Here is an 18,552-nt window from a genome sequence, read left to right as displayed (position 1 = left end):
CCTCACTCTCCGCCTTGCCGCGGGATGGAGCAGCCCGGTAGCTCGTCAGGCTCATAACCTGAAGGTCGCAGGTTCAAATCCTGCTCCCGCACCCAAGCATTCTAAAAGCCCCGCACCCAACCGCGGGGCTTTTTGCTGTCCAGCCACAACAAGCCGCCGCCCTCTGCGGAACCCAGGCCCGACGCCGCCGAAGCCACATCCAGGGCTGTCCTGCAGGACTGTTGCCCAGCGCTCTTATGCGCGCCTTATGCCCAGCCTCGCTTTCCGAATGGCCCCCTTACGCCCAAAAAGCGTCTCTTCCGGCTCTCAAGAGTTGGAGGCTTTCGGCATGGCCGATGTGATCTTTCTGGCGATCGGCTGCGGGGCCTTCCTGGCTTTCGCAGCCCTCGCCGTTGCGTTGAAGAGGTTGTGACATGGTGCTGAACGTCCTGTGGGGCGTCGGCGCCCTGGTCATCGCCGGCTACATGGTCGCGGCCCTGCTGCGCCCCGAGCGGTTCTGAGCGGAGCCGCCTCAAGATGAATATTCAAGGATGGGCGGAAATCGCCCTGACCCTCGGCCTGGCCGTCATGCTCGGCTGGCCGATCGGGGTCTATATGTCGCGCGTCTGGAACGGCGAGCGGACCTGGCTGGACCCGGTGCTGAAGCCGGTCGAGGGCCTGTTTTATCGCGCCGCCGGGGTCGACCCGAGCCGCAGCCAGGGCTGGCTGGGTTACGCCGGCGCCCTGCTGGCCTTCAACCTGGCGGGCTTTCTGCTGCTGTATGGCCTGCTGCGTCTGCAGGGCGTCCTGCCGATGAACCCGCAGGGGTTTGACGGCGTCAGCCCGCACCTGGCCTTCAACACCGCCGTCAGCTTCGTCACCAACACCAACTGGCAGAGCTATGGCGGCGAAACCACCGTCTCGACCTTCACCCAGATGGTCGGCCTGACGGTGCAGAACTTCGTCTCGGCGGCCACCGGCGCGACCATCGCGGCGGCGCTGGCGCGAGCCTTTATCGCCAATCGCGGCGAGGGCGTCGGCAACTTCTGGGCCGATCTGACGCGCACCAGCCTCTATGTCCTGCTGCCCATCGCCTTCATCGTGGCCGTGGCTCTGGCCGGGCTGGGCGTGGTTCAGTCGCTGGCGGCCTCGGCCCATGCGACGACGCTAGAAGGCGGTCAGCAGACCATCAGCCTGTTCCCGACCGCCAGCCAGCTGGCCATCAAGCAACTGGGCATCAACGGCGGCGGCGTGTTCAACGTCAACTCGGCCCACCCGCTGGAAAACCCCACGCCCCTGACCAATCTGATCACGGCGATCAGCATCAACGTCCTGGGCTGGGCGGCCTTCTTCGCCTTCGGTCGCAGCGTTCTGGCCAGGAAGGACGTGCGCGCCCTGGTGGTGGCGGCGGTGATCCTGCTGGGGGCTGCGGCCTCGGCGCTCTACGTCATCGAAAGCCAGCCGGCGCCGGCCGCCATCGCCGCCGGCGTCGATACGTCGGTCGGCAATATGGAAGGCAAGGAAGTCCGCTTCGGCGTGCCGTCCTCGGTCGCCTGGGCGGCCCAGACGACGGGCGCCTCGAACGGCTCGGTCAACTCCATGCACGCCAGCTACATGCCGCTGGGCGGGGCTGTGACCATGTTCCTGATGCAGCTGGGCGAGATCCTGCCCGGCGGGATCGGGTCGGGCGTCGCCGTCATGGTCCTGATGGCCATGCTGTCGGTCTTCGTGGCGGGCCTGATGGTCGGTCGCACGCCGGAATATCTGGGCAAGAAGATCGAGGCGCGCGAGATCCAGTTCGCCATGCTGGCGGTCCTGGTCGTGCCCCTGTCGGTGCTGGGCTTCTCGGCCATAGCCGCCGTCCTGCCCGAAGCCCTGGCCGGTCTGCTGAACAAGGGGCCGCATGGCCTGTCCGAGGTCCTCTATGCCTATACCTCGGCGACCGGGAACAACGGTTCGGCCTTTGCCGGCCTGACCGCCAACGCCCCCTGGTGGAACACCACCCTGGGTCTGGCCATGCTGCTGGGCCGGTTCGTGCCGGCTGTCGCGGTTCTGGCCGTCGCAGGGGCTCTGGTCGCCAAGCCCCGGCTGGCGCCCTCGACCGGGACCCTGCCAACGCATGGTCCGCTGTTCATCGGCCTGCTGATCGGGGTGATCCTGATCCTCGGCGGCCTGCAGTTCTTCCCCGCCCTCTCGCTGGGTCCGATCGTGGAGCATTTCGACATGCTCCAGGTCGTGGCCCGGTTCTGATCGGATAATCCCATGACTCAAGTCACGCTCGATTCCACGAGCTCCCGGTCTTCGCCCGTCGCGGGCGGACTGACCGGGGCCATGCTCGGCCGGGCGCTCGGCGACGCCGTCGTCAAGCTGAACCCGACCAAGCTTCTCAGGAACCCGGTGATCTTCGCCACCTGGATTGTCGCCCTGCTGGCGACCGCTTCGGCGGTCGTGGCGGCAGCCAGCGGCCAGGCGGCGGGCTTCGCCATCCAGCTGGCCCTGTGGCTGTGGGCCACGGTCCTCTTCGCCAATGTCGCCGAAAGCATCGCCGAAGGACGCGGCAAGGCGGCGGCGGACAGCCTTCGCGCCACCCGCGTCACCACCAAGGCCAAGCTGATCGTCGATCCGAAAACCGGAACGGTTGTCCCGACCCCGGCGGGGGAGCTGGAGATCGGCTCCGTCGTCCTGGTCGAGGCCGGCGACGTCATCCCCTCGGACGGCGAGATCATCGAAGGCGTCGCCTCGGTCAACGAGGCCGCCATCACCGGCGAAAGCGCCCCCGTCATCCGCGAAAGCGGCGGCGACCGCTCGGCCGTCACCGGCGGCACCACGGTCGTCTCTGACTGGATCAAGGTGCGCATCACCTCGGCCCCCGGCGCTACCTTCCTCGATCGTATGATCGCCATGGTCGAGGGTGCGGACCGTCGCAAGACGCCGAACGAACTGGCTCTGTCGGTCCTGCTGGCCGGCCTGACCCTGATCTTCCTGATCGCGGTCGCGGCCTTGCTGGGCCTGGGCGCCTATTCGGGCATCCAACTGGATCCCATCGTTCTGGGCGCGCTCTTCATCACTCTGATCCCCACGACCATCGGGGGCCTGCTGTCCGCCGTCGGCATCGCCGGCATGGACCGGTTGCTGAAAGTGAATGTGCTGGCGACCTCGGGCCGTGCGGTGGAGGCGGCAGGCGACGTCGACACCCTGCTGCTCGACAAGACCGGCACCATCACCTTCGGCAACCGCATGGCTGTCGAGGTCATCACCGTTCCGGGCGTGCGTCCCGAGGCGGCGATGCGGGCGGCGGTCATGGCCTCGCTGGCCGATGAGACGCCGGAAGGCCGCTCCATCATCGAGCTGGGCCGCAACGCCGGGGTGACGGGCGACCTGCCTTTCGGCGCCAGGACCATCCCGTTCAGCGCCGTGACCCGCCAGTCGGGCCTCGAAGCCGACGGCCAGTCGTGGCGCAAGGGGGCGGTGGACGCCGTGCTGAAATCCTTGGTCGTGGACGAGGCCGCCGCGCCCGCCGAGTTCCGCGCTGCCGTGGACCGCATCGCCCGCTCGGGCGGCACGCCTCTGGCCGTGACCGAGAACGACGCCCTGGTCGGGGTCATCCACCTGAAAGACGTGGTCAAGCCGGGGGTCAAGGCGCGCTTCGCCGACCTGCGCCGCATGGGTCTGCGCACTGTCATGATCACCGGCGACAACCCGGTGACGGCGGCGGCTATCGCATCCGAGGCCGGGGTCGACGACTTCCTGGCCGAGGCCACGCCCGAGGACAAGATGCGCCTGATCAAGGCCGAACAGGCCAAGGGCCGTCTGGTCGCCATGTGCGGCGACGGGGCCAATGACGCGCCCGCTCTGGCTCAGGCTGACGTCGGCGTGGCCATGCAGACCGGCGCCCAGGCCGCCCGCGAGGCCGGCAACATGGTCGATCTGGACTCAGACCCGACCAAGGTCATCGAGATCGTCGAGGTCGGCAAGCAACTGCTGATCACGCGCGGCGCCCTGACCACCTTCTCGATCGCCAACGACGTGGCCAAGTATTTCGCCATCATCCCGGCGATGTTCGTGGTCGGCTTACCGTCGCTGGCGGCGCTGAACCTGATGAAGCTGTCCAGCCCGGAAAGCGCCATCCTGTCGGCGGTCATCTTCAACGCCCTGGTCATCATCGCCCTGATCCCGCTGGCCCTGCGCGGCGTGAAGTACCGCGCCGTGGGGGCCGGCAAGCTGCTGGGCCGCAACCTGCTGATCTACGGCGTTGGCGGTCTGATCGCCCCCTTCGTCGGCATCAAGCTCATCGACATCGTCATCTCCGCTCTCGGCCTGGCCTGAGGCGCAAGGAAACCACCATGCGTAAACGCAACACCACCAAAGCTTCAGGCGCGAATGACGCCCTGTTCGGCGGGGCCTATCTGGTCGCCATCATCGCGCTTGGCCTGTGCAGCACCCCGGCCAAGGCCGAGGAAAACACCGGCCCCGACGTCGCCTTCAACGCCGCCATCGGCACCGACTATGTCTTCCGCGGCGTCAGCCAGACCGAGAGCGATCCGGCCGTCTCCGCTGGCGTCGATGTGACCGAGGGGCTGTTCTACGCCGGGGCCTGGGCCGGCAACGTCTCCTTCGCCGGAGACGCCGACACTGACGCCGAGATCGATCTCTACGCCGGGGTTCGACCCGAGTTCGCCGGCAATAACTGGGACTTCGGCGTGGTCAGCTATTTCTACGCCGGTCAGCCGGACGGCGCTGATTACGACTACGTTGAGCTGAAAGCCGCGACCTCGCGCGCCGTCGGCCCGGCCAACCTCGGCGCGGCGCTCTACTGGTCGCCCGACTTCTTCGGCGCGTCCGAGGACGAGGCGACCTATGCCGAGATCAACGGCGCGATCAGCCCAGCGGACAAGTGGACCCTATCGGCGGCGGTGGGGCGTCAGTGGGTGTCGTCCGACTTCGACTACACCACCTGGAACCTGGGCGCGGCGTACCAGCTGACGGACCATCTGGCGCTGGACGTCCGCTATTTCGACACTGACGAACACGACTTCGGCGCCGCCTATGACGGTCGCGTCGCAGCCAGCCTGAAGGCGACGTTCTGATGTTGAACCACATCCGTCCGGCGGTCGTGATGATCGCCCTGTTCACCGGCGTTCTGGGCGTCGCCTATCCGTTCGCGGTGACCGGCGTGGCGCAGGCTGCTTTCCATGACCAGGCCGACGGCAGCCTGGTCCGCGACAAGGCGGGCAAGGTCGTCGGCTCTGCCCTGATCGGCCAGTCGTTCAGCCAACCCGGCTATCTGCACCCGCGCCCTTCGGCGGCGGGCGACGGCTATGACGCTTCGGCGTCGTCCGGCTCCAACCTCGGCCCGCTGAACCCGGACCTGATCGCTCGGGTCAAGACCGACGCAGACGCGCTGCGGGCTGAAACGGGAGCGGCGGTCATTCCCGCCGACGCCGTGACGACCTCGGCCTCGGGCCTCGACCCGCATATCTCTCCGGCCTACGCTGAGCTTCAGGTCGCCCGCATCGCCAGCGCGCGCGGGGTAGGGGAGGCGCAGGTGCGCGAGGTGATCCGACAGCAGGTCGAAGGCCGCACGTTCGGCGTGCTGGGCCAGCCGCGCGTCAATGTGCTGCTGACCAATATGGCGCTGGAAGCCCGCTTTCCACGTCCCGCGGAGGGCTGATGGCGGCGCCTGTCATCCCGACGGACAAGGCCCCGGCCGCCCCGCGCAAGCGTGGGCGGCTGAAGGTTTTTCTGGGCATGTCGCCCGGCGTCGGCAAGACCTATGAGATGCTGCGCGCCGCCCGCCGCCGCAAAGCCGAGGGCGACGATGTGGTCGTCGGCGTGGTCGAGGCCCATGGCCGCAAGGAGACCATGAGCCTGCTGCGCGGGCTCGAGGTCATGCCCCGCAACCCCATTGCCTATCGCGACCGAACCCTGCTGGAGTTCGACATCGACGGCGCCGTGGCGCGCCGTCCGGGCCTGCTGCTGGTCGACGAATACGCCCACTCCAACGCCCCCGGATCGCGCCATCCCAAGCGCTGGCAGGACGTGGAAGAGATCCTCGACGCCGGGATCGACGTCTGGACCACCCTGAACGTCCAGCATCTGGAGAGCCTGTCGGACGTGGTGCTGCGCATCACCGGCGTCAGACAACGTGAAAGCGTGCCCGACAGCGCCCTGTCGCGCGCCGACGACATCGAGGTGGTGGACATCACCCCCGAGGAACTGCGCAAGCGTCTGGCCGAGGGCAAGGTCTACGTGCCCGAGACGGCGCGACTGGCTTCGGACAACTTCTTCAAGGTCGAGAACCTGACGGCGTTGCGCGAACTGGCCCTGCGCCGCGCGGCTCAGCGCGTGGACGACCAACTGGTCGCCCGCCTGCGCGAGCAGGGGATGCAGGGCCCGTGGGCGGCGGGCGAGCGGATTCTGGTGCTGGTCGCGGGCGACGCCCTGGCCGGGCCTCTGGTTCGCGCGGGGCGGCGGCTGTCGGACATGATGATGGACGCGCCCTGGACCGTGGCTCACGTCGACCGGCCCTCAGGCGCGCGGCACGGCGTCGGCTCGGCGGGCAAGCTGTCGGACGCGCTGAAGTTGGCCGAGCAGCTGGGCGGGCGCACCGTGGTCCTCAGCGGCGACGACGTAGTGCGCGCCGTCATGGACCACGCCCATCAGAACAACGTCACCCAGATCGTTCTGGCCAAGGGCCGCGACAGCCGCATCTCTGAATGGCTGGGCCGGTCGCTGGCGGCCGAACTGCTGCGTCAGGCTCGCGGCGTCGCCGTCCACGTCATCACCGACGGTGCCGATCTGGAAGAAAAGACGCTGCGCGAACCGCGCGTGAATCTGACCGGCGGCTGGCGCGGTTATGCCGTCGGCGCGGCCTGCGTGGTCGCCGCCACCGGCCTGGCCCTGCTGCTGGACCGGACGTTCGAGCGGGTTGATCTGGGCGTCATCTATCTGTCGGCGGTCCTGGCGGCGGGGGTGCTGTACGGTCTGCGCCCGGCCCTGGCGGCGGCGACGCTTGCCTTCCTGACCTACAACTTTCTGTTCCTGCAGCCGAAGTTCAGCTTCGCTATCGGCTCGCCGACCGACCTTCTGACCCTCTCCGTCTTCTGGGCCGTGGCCCTGACGACCGGGGTGCTGGCGGGGCGGGTGCGCGAGCAGGCGCGGGCGGCGCAGCGGCGCGCCTCGGCGGTCTCGGCTCTGCTGGCCGCCAGCCAGCGTTTGACCGGGGTGGGCGACCGGGCGACGGCGGCGCGGATTCTGGCCGAACAGACGGCGGCGGCGGCCGGGGCGGGGGCCGTGGTTCTGCTGCCGGTCGAGGACGAACTGACCCTGATCGCCGGGGCGCCGGGCAGGCCCGAACTGGGCGCCGAGGCCATGGCCGCCGCGCGCTGGGCCTGGGAGAAGGGCGAACCGGCCGGCCAGGGCACCGGCACCCTGCCGCAGGCGCGCTGGACCTTCCGTCCCCTGCAGGGCGTGCGCGGCCGGGCGGGCGTGGCGGGGATCGAGGCTGCGGCCCTGTCGCCCGGCTCGGACGAGGAAAAGCTGGCGCTCGCCCTGCTGGATCAGGGCGCGGTGGCCGTCGAGCGCGCCGATCTGGCCGGCCAGGCGGTCGAGACCGAGACCCTGCGCCGCACGGATCGTTTCAGAGGCGCGCTGATGAACTCGGTCAGCCATGACCTAAGGACGCCGCTGTCCACCGTCCTGGGCGCCTCGACCACGCTGATTGATCTCGGCGACAAGCTGAAGCCCGCCGTCCGCGCCGACCTGCTGCTGTCGATCCGCGAGGAGGCTGAGCGCCTGAGCCGCTACGTCGGCGACCTGCTGGACATGACTCGGCTGGAGGGCGGCGGCCTGAATATCCGCACCGACTGGGTCGATGTGCGCGACGTGCTGAACGCGGCGGGCAAGCGCGTGGCGCGGCGTCTGGGCGGGCGCAGGATGACCCGTGACTTCCCGGCCCAGCTCAGTCTGGTCATGGTCGATCAGGGGCTGCTGGAACAGGCGCTCGTGAACATTCTGGAAAACGCCATCGCCTACAGCCCTGACGGCTCGACCGTCGAACTGGCCGCCTATGAGGATCGGGGCGCGGTGGTCATCTCCATCGAGGACGAGGGCAAGGGCATCCCGACCGCCGAGCTGGAATGGGTCTTCGACAAGTTCCGCCGCATGGAGGAGCCGTCGGACCGCACCAAGGGGGCTGGGCTCGGCCTGGCCATCGCCAAGGGTTTCGTCGAGGCCATGAACGGCCGCATCGCTGCCGCCAGTCCTATTCAGGATGGGAAAGGCACCCGCATCCTGATCAGCCTGCCCAAGGCCGTCGTCACCCACCCGAGCCTGCTCTAGACTTCCTCATGGCCTCTGTCCGTCCCCAGATTCTCGTCATCGACGACGAGCCCCAGATCCACCGCTTCTTGTCCCCGGCGCTGGACGCCGCCGGCTATGAGCCGCGCCGCGCCGACAGCGGGCAGGAAGGCCTGCGCGGCATCGCCCTGTGGAGCCCCGACGCGGTGGTTCTGGACCTCGGCCTGCCCGACATGGACGGCAAGGACGTGCTGGCCCGCGCGCGTGAGTTCTATGCCGGCCCCATCATCATCCTGTCGGCGCGCGACAAGGAGGCCGAGAAGATCGCGGCCCTGGACCTGGGCGCCAACGACTATGTCGAAAAGCCCTTCGGCGTCGGCGAACTGCTGGCCCGCGTGCGCGCCAATCTGCGACAGGCCGCCCTGCGCGCCGAGATGCAGGGGCCGCTGACAGCGGGCGACGTGGTCATCGATCTGGAGCGCCGCCTGATCACCCGCGTGGGCGCCGCCGTGCGCGTCACGCCTAAGGAATACGACGTCCTGGCCCATCTGGCGCGCAACGCGGGCAAGGTGGTCGGCCATCGCGATCTGCTGACCGCCGTCTGGGGCAAGGCCCATGCCGACGACACCCAGTATCTGCGCGTGGTCATCGGACAACTGCGCCAGAAGCTTGAGGCCGACCCGGCCCAGCCGCTTCTGATCCTGACGGAGCCCGGCGTGGGGTACCGGCTGGCGAGTTGATCCTGGCGAGACCGGACCGAGCCTGTAGCGAGCGACAGCTGTGTCTGCGTCGACGCGACCGAGGCCGAGGACGACGGCCTGTCGCGTCGTGTCACGCTGCACGAGCGCGCAACCAGGCGCCAAGGTCGTTGTCCTAAAGATCGCGCATCAGCCTGCATGAAGGCGGTGGCGTCTTTAAACTGACGCCGAACCTCATCTTGGCTGTCATGGGCGGTCCCTATAGCCACGCTCCGTCAGGGGGCGGCGCGTGTGATCAGTCATGAACAGGATGTCGGGCGAACGCTGGCCGCGCAGAACCGCGTCTTGCTGGCCTATGTTCGGCGACGACTGGCGACGAGCGACGCCGAGGACGTGGCGCAGGAGGCGATCCTGCGCGTCCTGTCGCGGGCGCGCGAGACCCTGATCACTGATCCCCTGTCCTACGCCATGCGCGCGGCGCGCAACATTCTGGTCGATCGCGGTCGACGCGCCGCCAACCTGCCGATCGATGACCTGGAAGAAGCTGATCTTGCCATCGACAGCGGGGCGACGCCGCTCGAGGCGCTGGACATGAGCGAGCGGCTGAAGCTATGCCAGAGAGCGCTGGAGGCCATGCCGCCGTTGCGGCGCGAGGTCTTCGTGCGACGGCGCGCGGGCGAGGAATCCTACGAGACCATCGCGCGCGATCTGAAGCTGTCGATCGAGGCTGTGCAGAAACATTATAGCCGCGCCGCCCAGGCGCTGCGTCGGACGGCGGAGGGCCGCCATGTCGACTAGATTTGTGAACCCGAAGGATGACCGTGAGGCCGCGCTGTGGGCCGACGCCCGGCGCGATGCGGCATGGTCGCCGCAGCAGCAGGCGGCGCTGGCGCAATGGCTGGAGGGACGCCCTGATCGCGCGAAGCTGCTGCGACGGCACGAAGCGCTGATCGACGACGCCGCTGTGATCTGGGCGACGCAGAGGGTGGCGCGAGCGCGGCCGGCGGCGCGACGGCGGCCTTCGTGGCCGCGCTGGGCGATCGCCGGCGTCGGCCTGGCGGCGGGGGTTGGCGCAGTGGCGCTGATCGGGGGCGATCTGCTGCCGCGCGGCGACCTGATCGTGGGGACGCGCGGCGCGCCCGAGCCCATCGCCCTGGCGGATGGATCGGCGGTGCGGCTGAACGGGCAAAGCCAGGTGCGGGTGGACCTCGGCGCGCATGAACGAATTCTGCGTCTGAAGGGCGAGGGCTTCTTCGAGGTCGCGCCGGACAAGAGCCGCCCCTTCTCTGTCGAGGTGGACGGCGTGCGCGTCACCGCCGTCGGCACCCGCTTCAACGTCGATCAACGTCAGACCCGCGACGGGAAGGCGGTCGAGGTCGTGGTCTTCGAAGGGGTCGTGAAGGTCGCATCCGGGCGAGGCATGACCATGATGGTTCAGGCGGGTCAAAGGGCGACGGTGTCCGGCGGGGTGGTCGAGCGTACGAGCTTGATCCGGCCGGAAGCCGAGACGGACGTGCCGTCATGGGCCAAGGGGTGGCTGGAGTTTAACGAGGCCAGCCTGTCCAGCGTGGTCGAGGATCTGGAGCGAGCCACCGGGGTCAAGGTCAGGCTGGCCGATCCTGCGGTGGGGCGCGCCTTGGTCAGCGGCCGTTTCGCCTATGATCAGCCGGAAAACGCCCTGGCCGCCATGGTGCAGATGCATGGTTTCAAACTGAGCCGTCAGGGGGTGGATCAATTTGTGATTTCCGAAGGTTAGGCGACCTTCAGGGCAAGTTTTCATGACAGGTGTCAGGACGTCTTCGCTCGCCGTCTAACCCCGTAACGATCATGTTCGATCGCAGGGGATTTTTCGAATGCGTATCCACAAGACCGGCCTCCTCACGGCGGCCGCCGTCGCCGTTCTGACGTCCGTCGCCGCGCCGGCTTGCGCCGGGCAGGCGGCCAGCGCCGAGGCGCGCGTCGCCTTCGCTATTCCGGCCCAGGACCTGGGCCGGGCGCTGCAGACCCTGTCTCGCGACACGGGACTGCAGATCGTCTTCGATCCGGCGTTGACGCGGGGCCGGACCTCCAACGCGATATCCGGAGCCATGACCTCGCGCGAAGCCCTGCGTCGCATGATCGCGGGATCGGGCGTCGAGGCGCGCGAGGTGCGCGGGGTTCTGACCCTGGTGCGTCAGTCGGCCGAAGTCGGCGTTGTCTCGCCCGACGCCTTCGAGGTCGAGGACGTGCAGGTCGTCGGCTATGCGGCGGGCCTGCGCCGCTCGCTGGACGCCAAACGCAAGGCCGACTTCATCTCGGACGTCATCAGCGCCGACGACATGGGCGACCTGCCCGCCAACAACGTGGCCGAATCCCTGTCGCGCCTGCCAGGCGTCAACGCCGTGCGCAACCACACCACGGGCGAGGGCGACCGCATCACCATCCGGGGTCTGTCGACCGAATTGAACAACTACACCATGAACGGCGTCCGCATGGGCGGCGCCGGCTCGCCGGGCGACAACTTCTATCGCGGCGTCCGTCTCAGCTTTCTGCCGCCCGAAGGCATCGACTCGATCACCGTCATCAAGAGCCTGACGCCGGACCGTGACGGGGACGCTCTGGGCGGCACCATCGACATCCGCACCCCGACCGCCTTCGACCATGATCCGGTCTATGGCGTCCTGTCGGCTTCGGTCGGGATGCTGGACAAGTTCGACGACGAGAAGTCGGGCGAAGTTTCAGGCTCCTTCGGACGCCAGTTCAACGACAACTGGGGTCTGTTCATCACCGGCAGCTGGTCGCGCCGCAAGTCGCAGTTCGAGCAGAACGGCGTCGACGGCGATAACCAGCCTTCGGTCTGGTATGCCGACAGCGAGACCATGGGCTGGGACACCGACAGCTTCGTCATGCGAGGCATGAATCTGGGCTTCGGCGAGACCGAGGTCGAGCGCTACGGCCTGAACGCCAGCCTCGACTACCGCGGCGCGGACCACGACTTTCACCTGCGCGGTCAGTTCAACGAATACACCCAGGACGAGTTCGGCAACCGGCTGAACTTCCGCAACGACACGAGCCGGAACTCGGCTCGCCTGAGCCAGGTCGACAAGACCATGACCGGCCTGCTGCGCCCCGAGGACGCGGTGATCGGCACGGACGTCAAGCTGGGGCGAATCTACAGCTACACAGCAGCCCAGATCGTCGACCGCGACCGCGACGGGCGCATCACCGACGCCGATCGCTCGACGCGATCCTACTATACCCTGGACGGCGCCTCGGGGACCTGGGACCCGCAGGGTTTCCGTCTGCGTCGCTTCTGGGAGGGCTCGCGCGAGACGGGCACGGTGATGTCGCTCAACCTCGGCGGCGTCAGCCGTCTGGGCGACTTCACCCTCGACTATGATCTTTCCTACGCCAAGTCGGAGGACAACACCGACGACAGCTATGAGATGGAGTTCCGCAGCGACAAGTACGGCTGGCTGGGCAACAAGGGCGTCAACGTCACCAACTTCGGCGACAGCCGCTTCCCGAAATGGGTGCTGAACGACGCCGGCATGGCGGCGATCCACGACAACAGCCAGTATGGCTTCAGCGGCCTGTCCGGCGAGGTCGGCGGCGCTCAGGAAGAGCTGTGGCAGGGCCAATTCAATGCTGAATGGCGTCCGGTCTCGACCTGGCTGGAAGCGGTCAAGGCGGGCGGAAAGTACTATAGCTCGAAGCGTTCGACCTATAGTGGCGAGTTCATGGATCTGGACGCCAGCGGCACATTGGCCGACTTCTCGCGCTTCTACGGCAAGGAGGTGACGCGCCTGTTCGACGGCGAGTATTCTGGCCTCTATCGCCTGGGGACGGTGATCGACAACGAGGCCATGCTGGCCGAACTGCAGCGCGCCATGGCGGGCGACAGCGACTTCTTCGACGGCTTCGCCACCGATCCGGGCAACGCCGAACTGAGCGGCGAAGACAGCTTCACCTTCAAGGAGGACATCTTCGCCGGTTACCTTATGGCCACGGCCCGCTTTGGACAGGCGCAGATTCTCGGCGGCGTCCGGGTCGAGAGCACCAATAACGAGATCGACGCCTATATCCTTGATGAGGTTCAGGGCGCGCACTTCGCCACGGACAAGAGCGACTTCGTCAACGTCCTGCCGTCGATCCATCTGAACTATGACCTGGACGACCGGACCAGGGTCCGCGCCGCCATCTGGACCAGCTTCGCCCGCCCCGATATCGCCCGCATGTCCTCGGCGCGTGAATATGGCTACGACAGCGATCCGGACGGCGACGGCACGGTGAACCCGAAGAGCGAATGGGTGCTGGTCGCCATCGAGCAGGGCAACCCGGACCTGAAGCCGATGAAGGCGGTCAACTACGACCTGTCGATCGAGCGTTACAACGGCGACACGGGCGCCTATTCGCTGGGCCTGTTCTACAAGGACATCGAGAACTTCCTGTACCGTTCCTCGTCGTCGAACATCCGCGACGGGACGGCCGGCGTGAACGTCGGCCCGGACGGCGTGACCGTCTCCATGCCCAACAACGGCAAGTGGGCGCGGGTCTATGGCGTCGAGATGAGCGCGCAGCAGGTCTTCCACTGGCTGCCCGGCCCGCTGTCGGCGTTGGGCGCCAGCGTGAACCTGACGCTGCAGAAGTCGGAGGCCGAGACCGGCATTTCCTGGCACCCGGAGGGCTACACCCTGCCGCTGATGGAGACGCCCGAAGCGGTCGCCAACGTCCAGGTCTTCTGGGCGCGCGATGGCTGGGAGGCCTACGCCGCCTACAGCTACCAGTCGGAATTCCTCGAGGGCATCCAGGACTTCGGCAACAACCCCTATGAGCAGGACTACGAGTTCGTGGACCTGAACGTGCGGCGCAAGCTGGGGAACGGGGCGACCGCCTCGCTGCAGGTCCAGAACCTCTTCGACAACCACACCTACTGGTACACGGCCGGGGCCAGCACCAGCTCCAGCCGCGCCTACATCAAGAACGGGCGGTCGATCTCGGTCGGCCTGACCTACGTCTTCTGATCGGGGAGGGGAGCATGAAAACGACCCACGCCCTGATGCTCGGGGCCGCGCTGGCGGCTCTGGGCGGACAGACCATGGCGCAGACGGCGGAACGTCCGCTGCGACCCGAGCCCGCGCCGGTTCAGGCCTCGGACCGGCCGGTGGCGCCGCCGACCGCCCAGCCGGAACGGATCATCCTGAACCTGACCGCCGATCCGGCGCATGAGATGGCCGTGACCTGGCGCACTGCGCCGGGCGCTGTCGGCTATGTCGAATACGCCGAGGCCCAGGACGGCCCGGACTTCATCCAGCAGGCGGTGCGCGCAGCCGCCGTCACCGACGATGCGACGATCACGGTGCGCGAGGCGGCCGAGTTCCGGGCGGCCTATCATTCGACGGTGCTGAAGGGGCTGAAGCCGCAGACGGTCTATGCCTATCGCGTCGGCGACGGCGAGCGGTGGTCCGAATGGCTGCAGTTCCGCACGGCGGCGACGACGGCTGAGCCCTTCACCTTCCTCTACATGGGGGACATGCAGAACAACATCCTCAGCGAGGCGTCTCGCACCATGAGGATGGCCTTCCGCAAGGCCGGGGACGCCGCCTTCGTCATCCACGCCGGCGACCTCATCAACCGGCACGACAGCGACAACGAATGGGGCGAATGGTTCGCCGCCGGCGGCTTCCTCTATGCCCAGACGCCGCAGATGCCGACGCCGGGCAACCACGAGTATGGGCGCGGCCCGGTGCTGAATCCGCAGTGGCGGCGTCAGTACACCTTGCCGGAGACCGGCCCGGCGGGCGTGGAGAAGCTGAAGGAAACGGCCTGGACCGTCGACTATCAGGGGCTTCGCCTGATCTCGGTCGACGCCCCCCTGTTCCACGGCGACGAGGCCATGCGCGCCGAGATGGTGCGGTGGCTGGACGGGCTTCTGGCCAATAACCCCAACCGCTGGACGGCCCTGTTCCTGCACTTCCCGCTGTTCTCGATCGACCCCGATCGCGACAACACCCGGGTGCGCGACGCCCTGAAGCCGCTGATCGACAAGTACGGCGTCGATCTGGTGTTGCAGGCCCACGACCACGGCTATGCGCGCGGCGCCATCGGCACGGGACCGATGGGCAATCCGGGTCCGGATCATCCGTCCGACCATGGCTCGACCTATGTCGTCTCGGTCGCCGGGCCCAAGATGTATCCGGTGGCCGACCTGGGCTGGGCCACGCGCTCGGCCTCGCGGACCCAGACCTTCCAGACCCTGGAGGTTTCGCCCGAGGCCGTGACCTATCGCGCCTTCACCGCGACGGGCCGCGAACTGGACGCCTTCCGCATGACCAAGGGCGCGGACGGCGTGGCGCGGGTGGAGACTTTGGCGACTGGCGACGACTAGGGCGCCTGCATCCAACCAGGGGGTCTCATTCGGGGCCAGACGCGAGGCCACCTGCCGAAGGCGTCGCTTCCGCTCGCGATCAACGAACAATGTGTCCTGCATGCCCATCTGCGATGCTGGACAGGTGATGTATATTGTATACGGTATCCCTTTCACTAAGCCTGAGGGAGGGATGATCATGAGGCAGGTGGCGGGACGAAGGGGGGCGCGGCATGGGCTGGGCAGGGGGCTTTTGGCTGCGGGGGTGAGTCTGGGGGCTCTGGCCGCGCCGTTGGCGGCCAACGCCCAGACACAAGCTTCGCCGGAAAGTGAAGCGTCGCAGGTGGACGAGGTGGTGGTTACCGGCTCGCGCTTGCAGCGCAGCGGACTGGATGCGCCGACCCCGACCATGGCGTTGAGCGCGGAGACGATCGAGGCCAAGGGCATTACCAATATCGCGGAGATCCTGAATGAGATGCCGCAGGTGGCGACGGGTCTGTCCAACGCCAACACCAGCTACAGCTTCGGCAATATCGGCCTGAACCAGGTCAATCTGCGCAACCTCGGCGTTCGCCGCACCCTGACCCTGGTCGACGGGCGCCGTCGCGCGGGCACGCCGGACGATTCCAACTTCCTGGCCTTTGACCTCGGCAATCTTCCGGCGGCCCTGGTGAAGCGGGTCGAGGTGCAGACGGGCGGCACCTCGGCGGTCTATGGCGCCGACGCGGTCGCCGGTGTGGTGAACCTGATCCTCAAGGACGACTTCGACGGCTTCGAGGCCAACCTGCAGTACGGCTCGGACGAAGGCGGCCAGTACGACACCCTGACCTACGGCCTGACGACCGGGGTCAACTATGATCGCGGCAACGCCGTCCTGCACGTCAGTCGGACCGAAAGCGGGGGCCTGACGCGCGGCGACCGAGGTCTGGGCACGCGCTACGGCTTCGTCTCCAACCCGGACAATACCGGACCGAACGACGGCGTCCCGGCGCGGATTCCTATGCGCGATCTGCGTTACGCCTATTTCGCCCTGGGCACGCCGACGGGTTATCTGCCCTTCGGTCCCGGCGGGACCTGGACGGACGTGATCTTCGATTCCGCCAGCCAGACCTTCCGGCCGCTGAAAGCCGGCGATCGCGGCGTGATTGACGGCTCCTATTCGACGGATGAGGGCGGCAACCAGAACGCCGACACCCTGGTCGCGCCGCTGGAACGGACCAATATCTACGCCAAGGCCGACTATCGTCTGAATGACCGTCTGAAGGTGTTCAGCGAAGTCATGTACGCCGACATCACCGCCCGCGACCGGATCAGCGCCGTCTTCGATTCCTGGAGCACCAGCGTATCGATCGACAACCCCTTCATGCCCACCGCTGTGCGCGACGGCCTGATCGCGGCGGGCGAGAACTCGATGTACTATGCCCGCTCGCATGACGAGTTCGGCATGCGCGGCACCGACATGAACCGCAAATACTACAGCATCGCCACAGGGTTGGAGGGCGAGTTCGGCGACACCTGGAAGTGGTCGACGGTCTTCGAATATGGCAACTCTCAGACGTCCAACCGCAACCTGAACGACCGTATCGACGGGCGCTGGTTCGAGGCCTCGGACGCCATCCGCGATCCCCTGTCGGGCGACATCGTCTGCCGCAGCGTCGAGGCGCGGGCGAGAGGTTGCGTCCCGGTCAATATCTTCGGCCAGGGCACTATCTCGGCCGAGGCCGTCGACTACATCCGCGCCGATCATACCTCGACCACGGAAACCAGCCAGACCCTGCTGCAGGGCCTGATCGCGGGCGACCTGTTCCAGTTGCCGGCCGGCGCCGTGAAGGTTTCGGCGGGCGCCGAATACCGCAAGGACGAGATCGACTTCACCCCTTCCTACGTGTGGGAAAAGGCGCTCGGCTTCTTCGCCAGCCAGTTCTCGCCCATCAAGGAGAGCAACGAGGTGCGCGAGGCCTTCGCCGAGGTCCTGGTGCCCCTGGTCAAGGACAAGCCCTTCGTTCATTCGCTCGAGGTCGAGGGCGCCTATCGCCTGTCCGACTATGAGCGCGCGGGCAGCGTGGAATCCTGGAAGCTGGCCGGTTCCTGGGCGCCGATCCCAGACATTCGCTTCCGCCTGACCAAGGCGACGGCGGTGCGCGCACCGTCGCTGGGCGAGATGTTCAATCCCGGCAGCCGCGGTGCCGAGGGGCTGAGCGATCCTTGCGACCCCAACCTGCTGGACAGCGGCACCGAGAACCGTCGCGCTAACTGCCTGGCCTTGGGCTTCGACCCGGTGACCTGGGATCCCAACACGCGTCGAATGACCACCCTGGTGTTCAGCACCGGCAACCCGGACCTGGGAGTCGAAGAGGCCGACACCATGACGGTCGGCGCGGTGGTGCGGCCGCGTTTCCTGCCGGGCTTCGCCTTCACGACCGACTACTACAAGATCAAGCTGGACGGCGGCATTTCCCGCATCGGCGCCCAGCAGACGGTCAACAACTGCGTCGACCTGCCGACGATGGCCAACCAGTTCTGCGACATGCTGACCCGTCGGTCGGACGGCAACCTGTATGAGGTGCGCGACAGCTATATCAACGTCGCTTCCTTCGAGGTGGAGGGCGTCGATTTCGAGGCCACCTATCATGCCGAGGTCGCCGACCTGCTGGGTCGCGACGACGATCTGGGCCGGATCAGCCTGCAGGGCGTCGCCTCCTATCTGAAGCACAACATCTTCATCGATCGCGATTTGGCGACGGGTGATGAAACGGCCTTCGACGATGCCGGGGAGGCGGGCAATCCCAAGCTTCGGGGCATGATCAACGCCACCTACTACAAGGGTGACGTCCAGGTGAACTGGTCCAGCCGCTATGTGGACGAGACCGTCACCAACAACGACCTGCTGAACCCGGCCGAGGATGTCGGCAGCTACTACAACATCCCGTCGGTCTGGTATCACGACCTGTCGGTGGCGGTGGATACGCCGATGAACGTCCGCTTCACTGCGGGTGTCCGCAACGTCTTCAACGAAGGCCCGCGCGATCACCCCTTCACGGCCCGGGGTAATCTGGGGATGGACGATCTGATCGGTCGGTTCTTCTTCCTCGGCGCCAAGTGGCGTTTCGGGAGCTGATCCAGGTCTGAGGGACGTCTGACGTCACGAAGGGAAGGGGGCGGTCGATCGACCGCCCCCTTTACTTGTTTCCGGGGCGTCCCTGACGCGGGCAAGAAAAAAAGGCGGACCCT

General features: G+C 67.3%; 12 protein-coding genes and 1 tRNA gene. All 13 read left to right on the top strand.

What is annotated here, in order from left to right:
- Nucleotides 1-18 precede the first annotated feature (18 nt).
- The 13 genes from ACIQTU_RS15185 to ACIQTU_RS15125 all read left to right on the top strand — a co-directional run bounded on the left by ACIQTU_RS15185 (nt 19) and on the right by ACIQTU_RS15125 (nt 18,439).
- Nucleotides 19-95: transfer RNA gene (locus tag ACIQTU_RS15185), tRNA-Met, on the top strand.
- A gap of 318 nt (nt 96-413) precedes the next feature.
- Nucleotides 414-500, top strand: a complete 87-nt coding sequence (locus ACIQTU_RS15180) for a potassium-transporting ATPase subunit F (protein ID WP_400549006.1) — start codon at nt 414-416, stop codon at nt 498-500.
- A 16-nt stretch (nt 501-516) separates the two neighbouring features.
- Complete coding sequence (kdpA, locus tag ACIQTU_RS15175) at nt 517-2,229, top strand: potassium-transporting ATPase subunit KdpA (RefSeq protein WP_400548950.1); 1,713 nt, start codon at nt 517-519, stop codon at nt 2,227-2,229.
- 12 nt (nt 2,230-2,241) lie between these two features.
- Complete coding sequence (gene kdpB, locus ACIQTU_RS15170; protein WP_400548948.1) at nt 2,242-4,305, top strand: potassium-transporting ATPase subunit KdpB; 2,064 nt, start codon at nt 2,242-2,244, stop codon at nt 4,303-4,305.
- Between the two features lie 17 nt (nt 4,306-4,322).
- Nucleotides 4,323-5,066, top strand: a complete 744-nt coding sequence (locus tag ACIQTU_RS15165; protein WP_400548946.1) for a TorF family putative porin — start codon at nt 4,323-4,325, stop codon at nt 5,064-5,066.
- The gene (gene kdpC, locus ACIQTU_RS15160) at nt 5,066-5,650 is read left to right on the top strand and encodes a potassium-transporting ATPase subunit KdpC (protein WP_400548944.1); all 585 of its coding nucleotides are present in this window, start codon (nt 5,066-5,068) and stop codon (nt 5,648-5,650) included. Before ACIQTU_RS15165 ends, kdpC begins: the two co-directional genes overlap by 1 nt.
- Nucleotides 5,650-8,319 (top strand): DUF4118 domain-containing protein, encoded by a 2,670-nt coding sequence (locus ACIQTU_RS15155; protein WP_400548942.1) that lies wholly within the window; start codon nt 5,650-5,652, stop codon nt 8,317-8,319. The genes kdpC and ACIQTU_RS15155 overlap by 1 nt, the downstream gene beginning before the upstream one ends.
- Before the next feature lie 8 nt (nt 8,320-8,327).
- Complete coding sequence (locus tag ACIQTU_RS15150; RefSeq protein WP_400548939.1) at nt 8,328-9,017, top strand: response regulator; 690 nt, start codon at nt 8,328-8,330, stop codon at nt 9,015-9,017.
- 249 nt (nt 9,018-9,266) lie between these two features.
- Nucleotides 9,267-9,773, top strand: coding sequence for an RNA polymerase sigma factor (locus ACIQTU_RS15145; RefSeq protein ID WP_400548936.1), 507 nt, complete (start codon nt 9,267-9,269; stop codon nt 9,771-9,773).
- Nucleotides 9,763-10,731 carry a FecR family protein gene (locus ACIQTU_RS15140; RefSeq protein WP_400548933.1) on the top strand — a complete coding sequence of 323 codons (969 nt, stop codon included), beginning with the start codon at nt 9,763-9,765 and terminating at the stop codon, nt 10,729-10,731. Before ACIQTU_RS15145 ends, ACIQTU_RS15140 begins: the two co-directional genes overlap by 11 nt.
- A 97-nt stretch (nt 10,732-10,828) precedes the next feature.
- The gene (locus ACIQTU_RS15135; RefSeq protein WP_400548930.1) at nt 10,829-13,978 is read left to right on the top strand and encodes a TonB-dependent receptor; all 3,150 of its coding nucleotides are present in this window, start codon (nt 10,829-10,831) and stop codon (nt 13,976-13,978) included.
- Nucleotides 13,979-13,992: 14 nt separating this feature from the next.
- A complete protein-coding gene (locus ACIQTU_RS15130) occupies nt 13,993-15,342 on the top strand; it encodes a fibronectin type III domain-containing protein (RefSeq protein WP_400548927.1) in 1,350 nt (449 codons plus the stop codon).
- A gap of 244 nt (nt 15,343-15,586) precedes the next feature.
- Nucleotides 15,587-18,439: a TonB-dependent receptor plug domain-containing protein gene (locus tag ACIQTU_RS15125; RefSeq protein ID WP_400548924.1), complete on the top strand. Its 2,853-nt coding sequence runs from the start codon at nt 15,587-15,589 to the stop codon at nt 18,437-18,439.
- Nucleotides 18,440-18,552: the final 113 nt, after the last annotated feature.

The sequence above is a fragment of the Brevundimonas sp. NPDC090276 genome, from assembly GCF_044772165.1.
In the GTDB taxonomy this organism is placed as follows: Bacteria; Pseudomonadota; Alphaproteobacteria; order Caulobacterales; family Caulobacteraceae; genus Brevundimonas.
The sequence above is the reverse complement of the archived record's forward strand: the minus strand, read 5'-3'. Positions and strand labels throughout refer to the sequence as shown.

Coding starts and splice junctions, on each gene's coding strand:
- ACIQTU_RS15180 (WP_400549006.1), top strand. CDS start 414: ATGGTGCTGAACGTCCTGTGGGGCGTCGGCGCCCTGGTCATCGCCGGC.
- kdpA (WP_400548950.1), top strand. CDS start 517: ATGAATATTCAAGGATGGGCGGAAATCGCCCTGACCCTCGGCCTGGCC.
- kdpB (WP_400548948.1), top strand. CDS start 2,242: ATGACTCAAGTCACGCTCGATTCCACGAGCTCCCGGTCTTCGCCCGTC.
- ACIQTU_RS15165 (WP_400548946.1), top strand. CDS start 4,323: ATGCGTAAACGCAACACCACCAAAGCTTCAGGCGCGAATGACGCCCTG.
- kdpC (WP_400548944.1), top strand. CDS start 5,066: ATGTTGAACCACATCCGTCCGGCGGTCGTGATGATCGCCCTGTTCACC.
- ACIQTU_RS15155 (WP_400548942.1), top strand. CDS start 5,650: ATGGCGGCGCCTGTCATCCCGACGGACAAGGCCCCGGCCGCCCCGCGC.
- ACIQTU_RS15150 (WP_400548939.1), top strand. CDS start 8,328: ATGGCCTCTGTCCGTCCCCAGATTCTCGTCATCGACGACGAGCCCCAG.
- ACIQTU_RS15140 (WP_400548933.1), top strand. CDS start 9,763: ATGTCGACTAGATTTGTGAACCCGAAGGATGACCGTGAGGCCGCGCTG.
- ACIQTU_RS15135 (WP_400548930.1), top strand. CDS start 10,829: ATGCGTATCCACAAGACCGGCCTCCTCACGGCGGCCGCCGTCGCCGTT.
- ACIQTU_RS15130 (WP_400548927.1), top strand. CDS start 13,993: ATGAAAACGACCCACGCCCTGATGCTCGGGGCCGCGCTGGCGGCTCTG.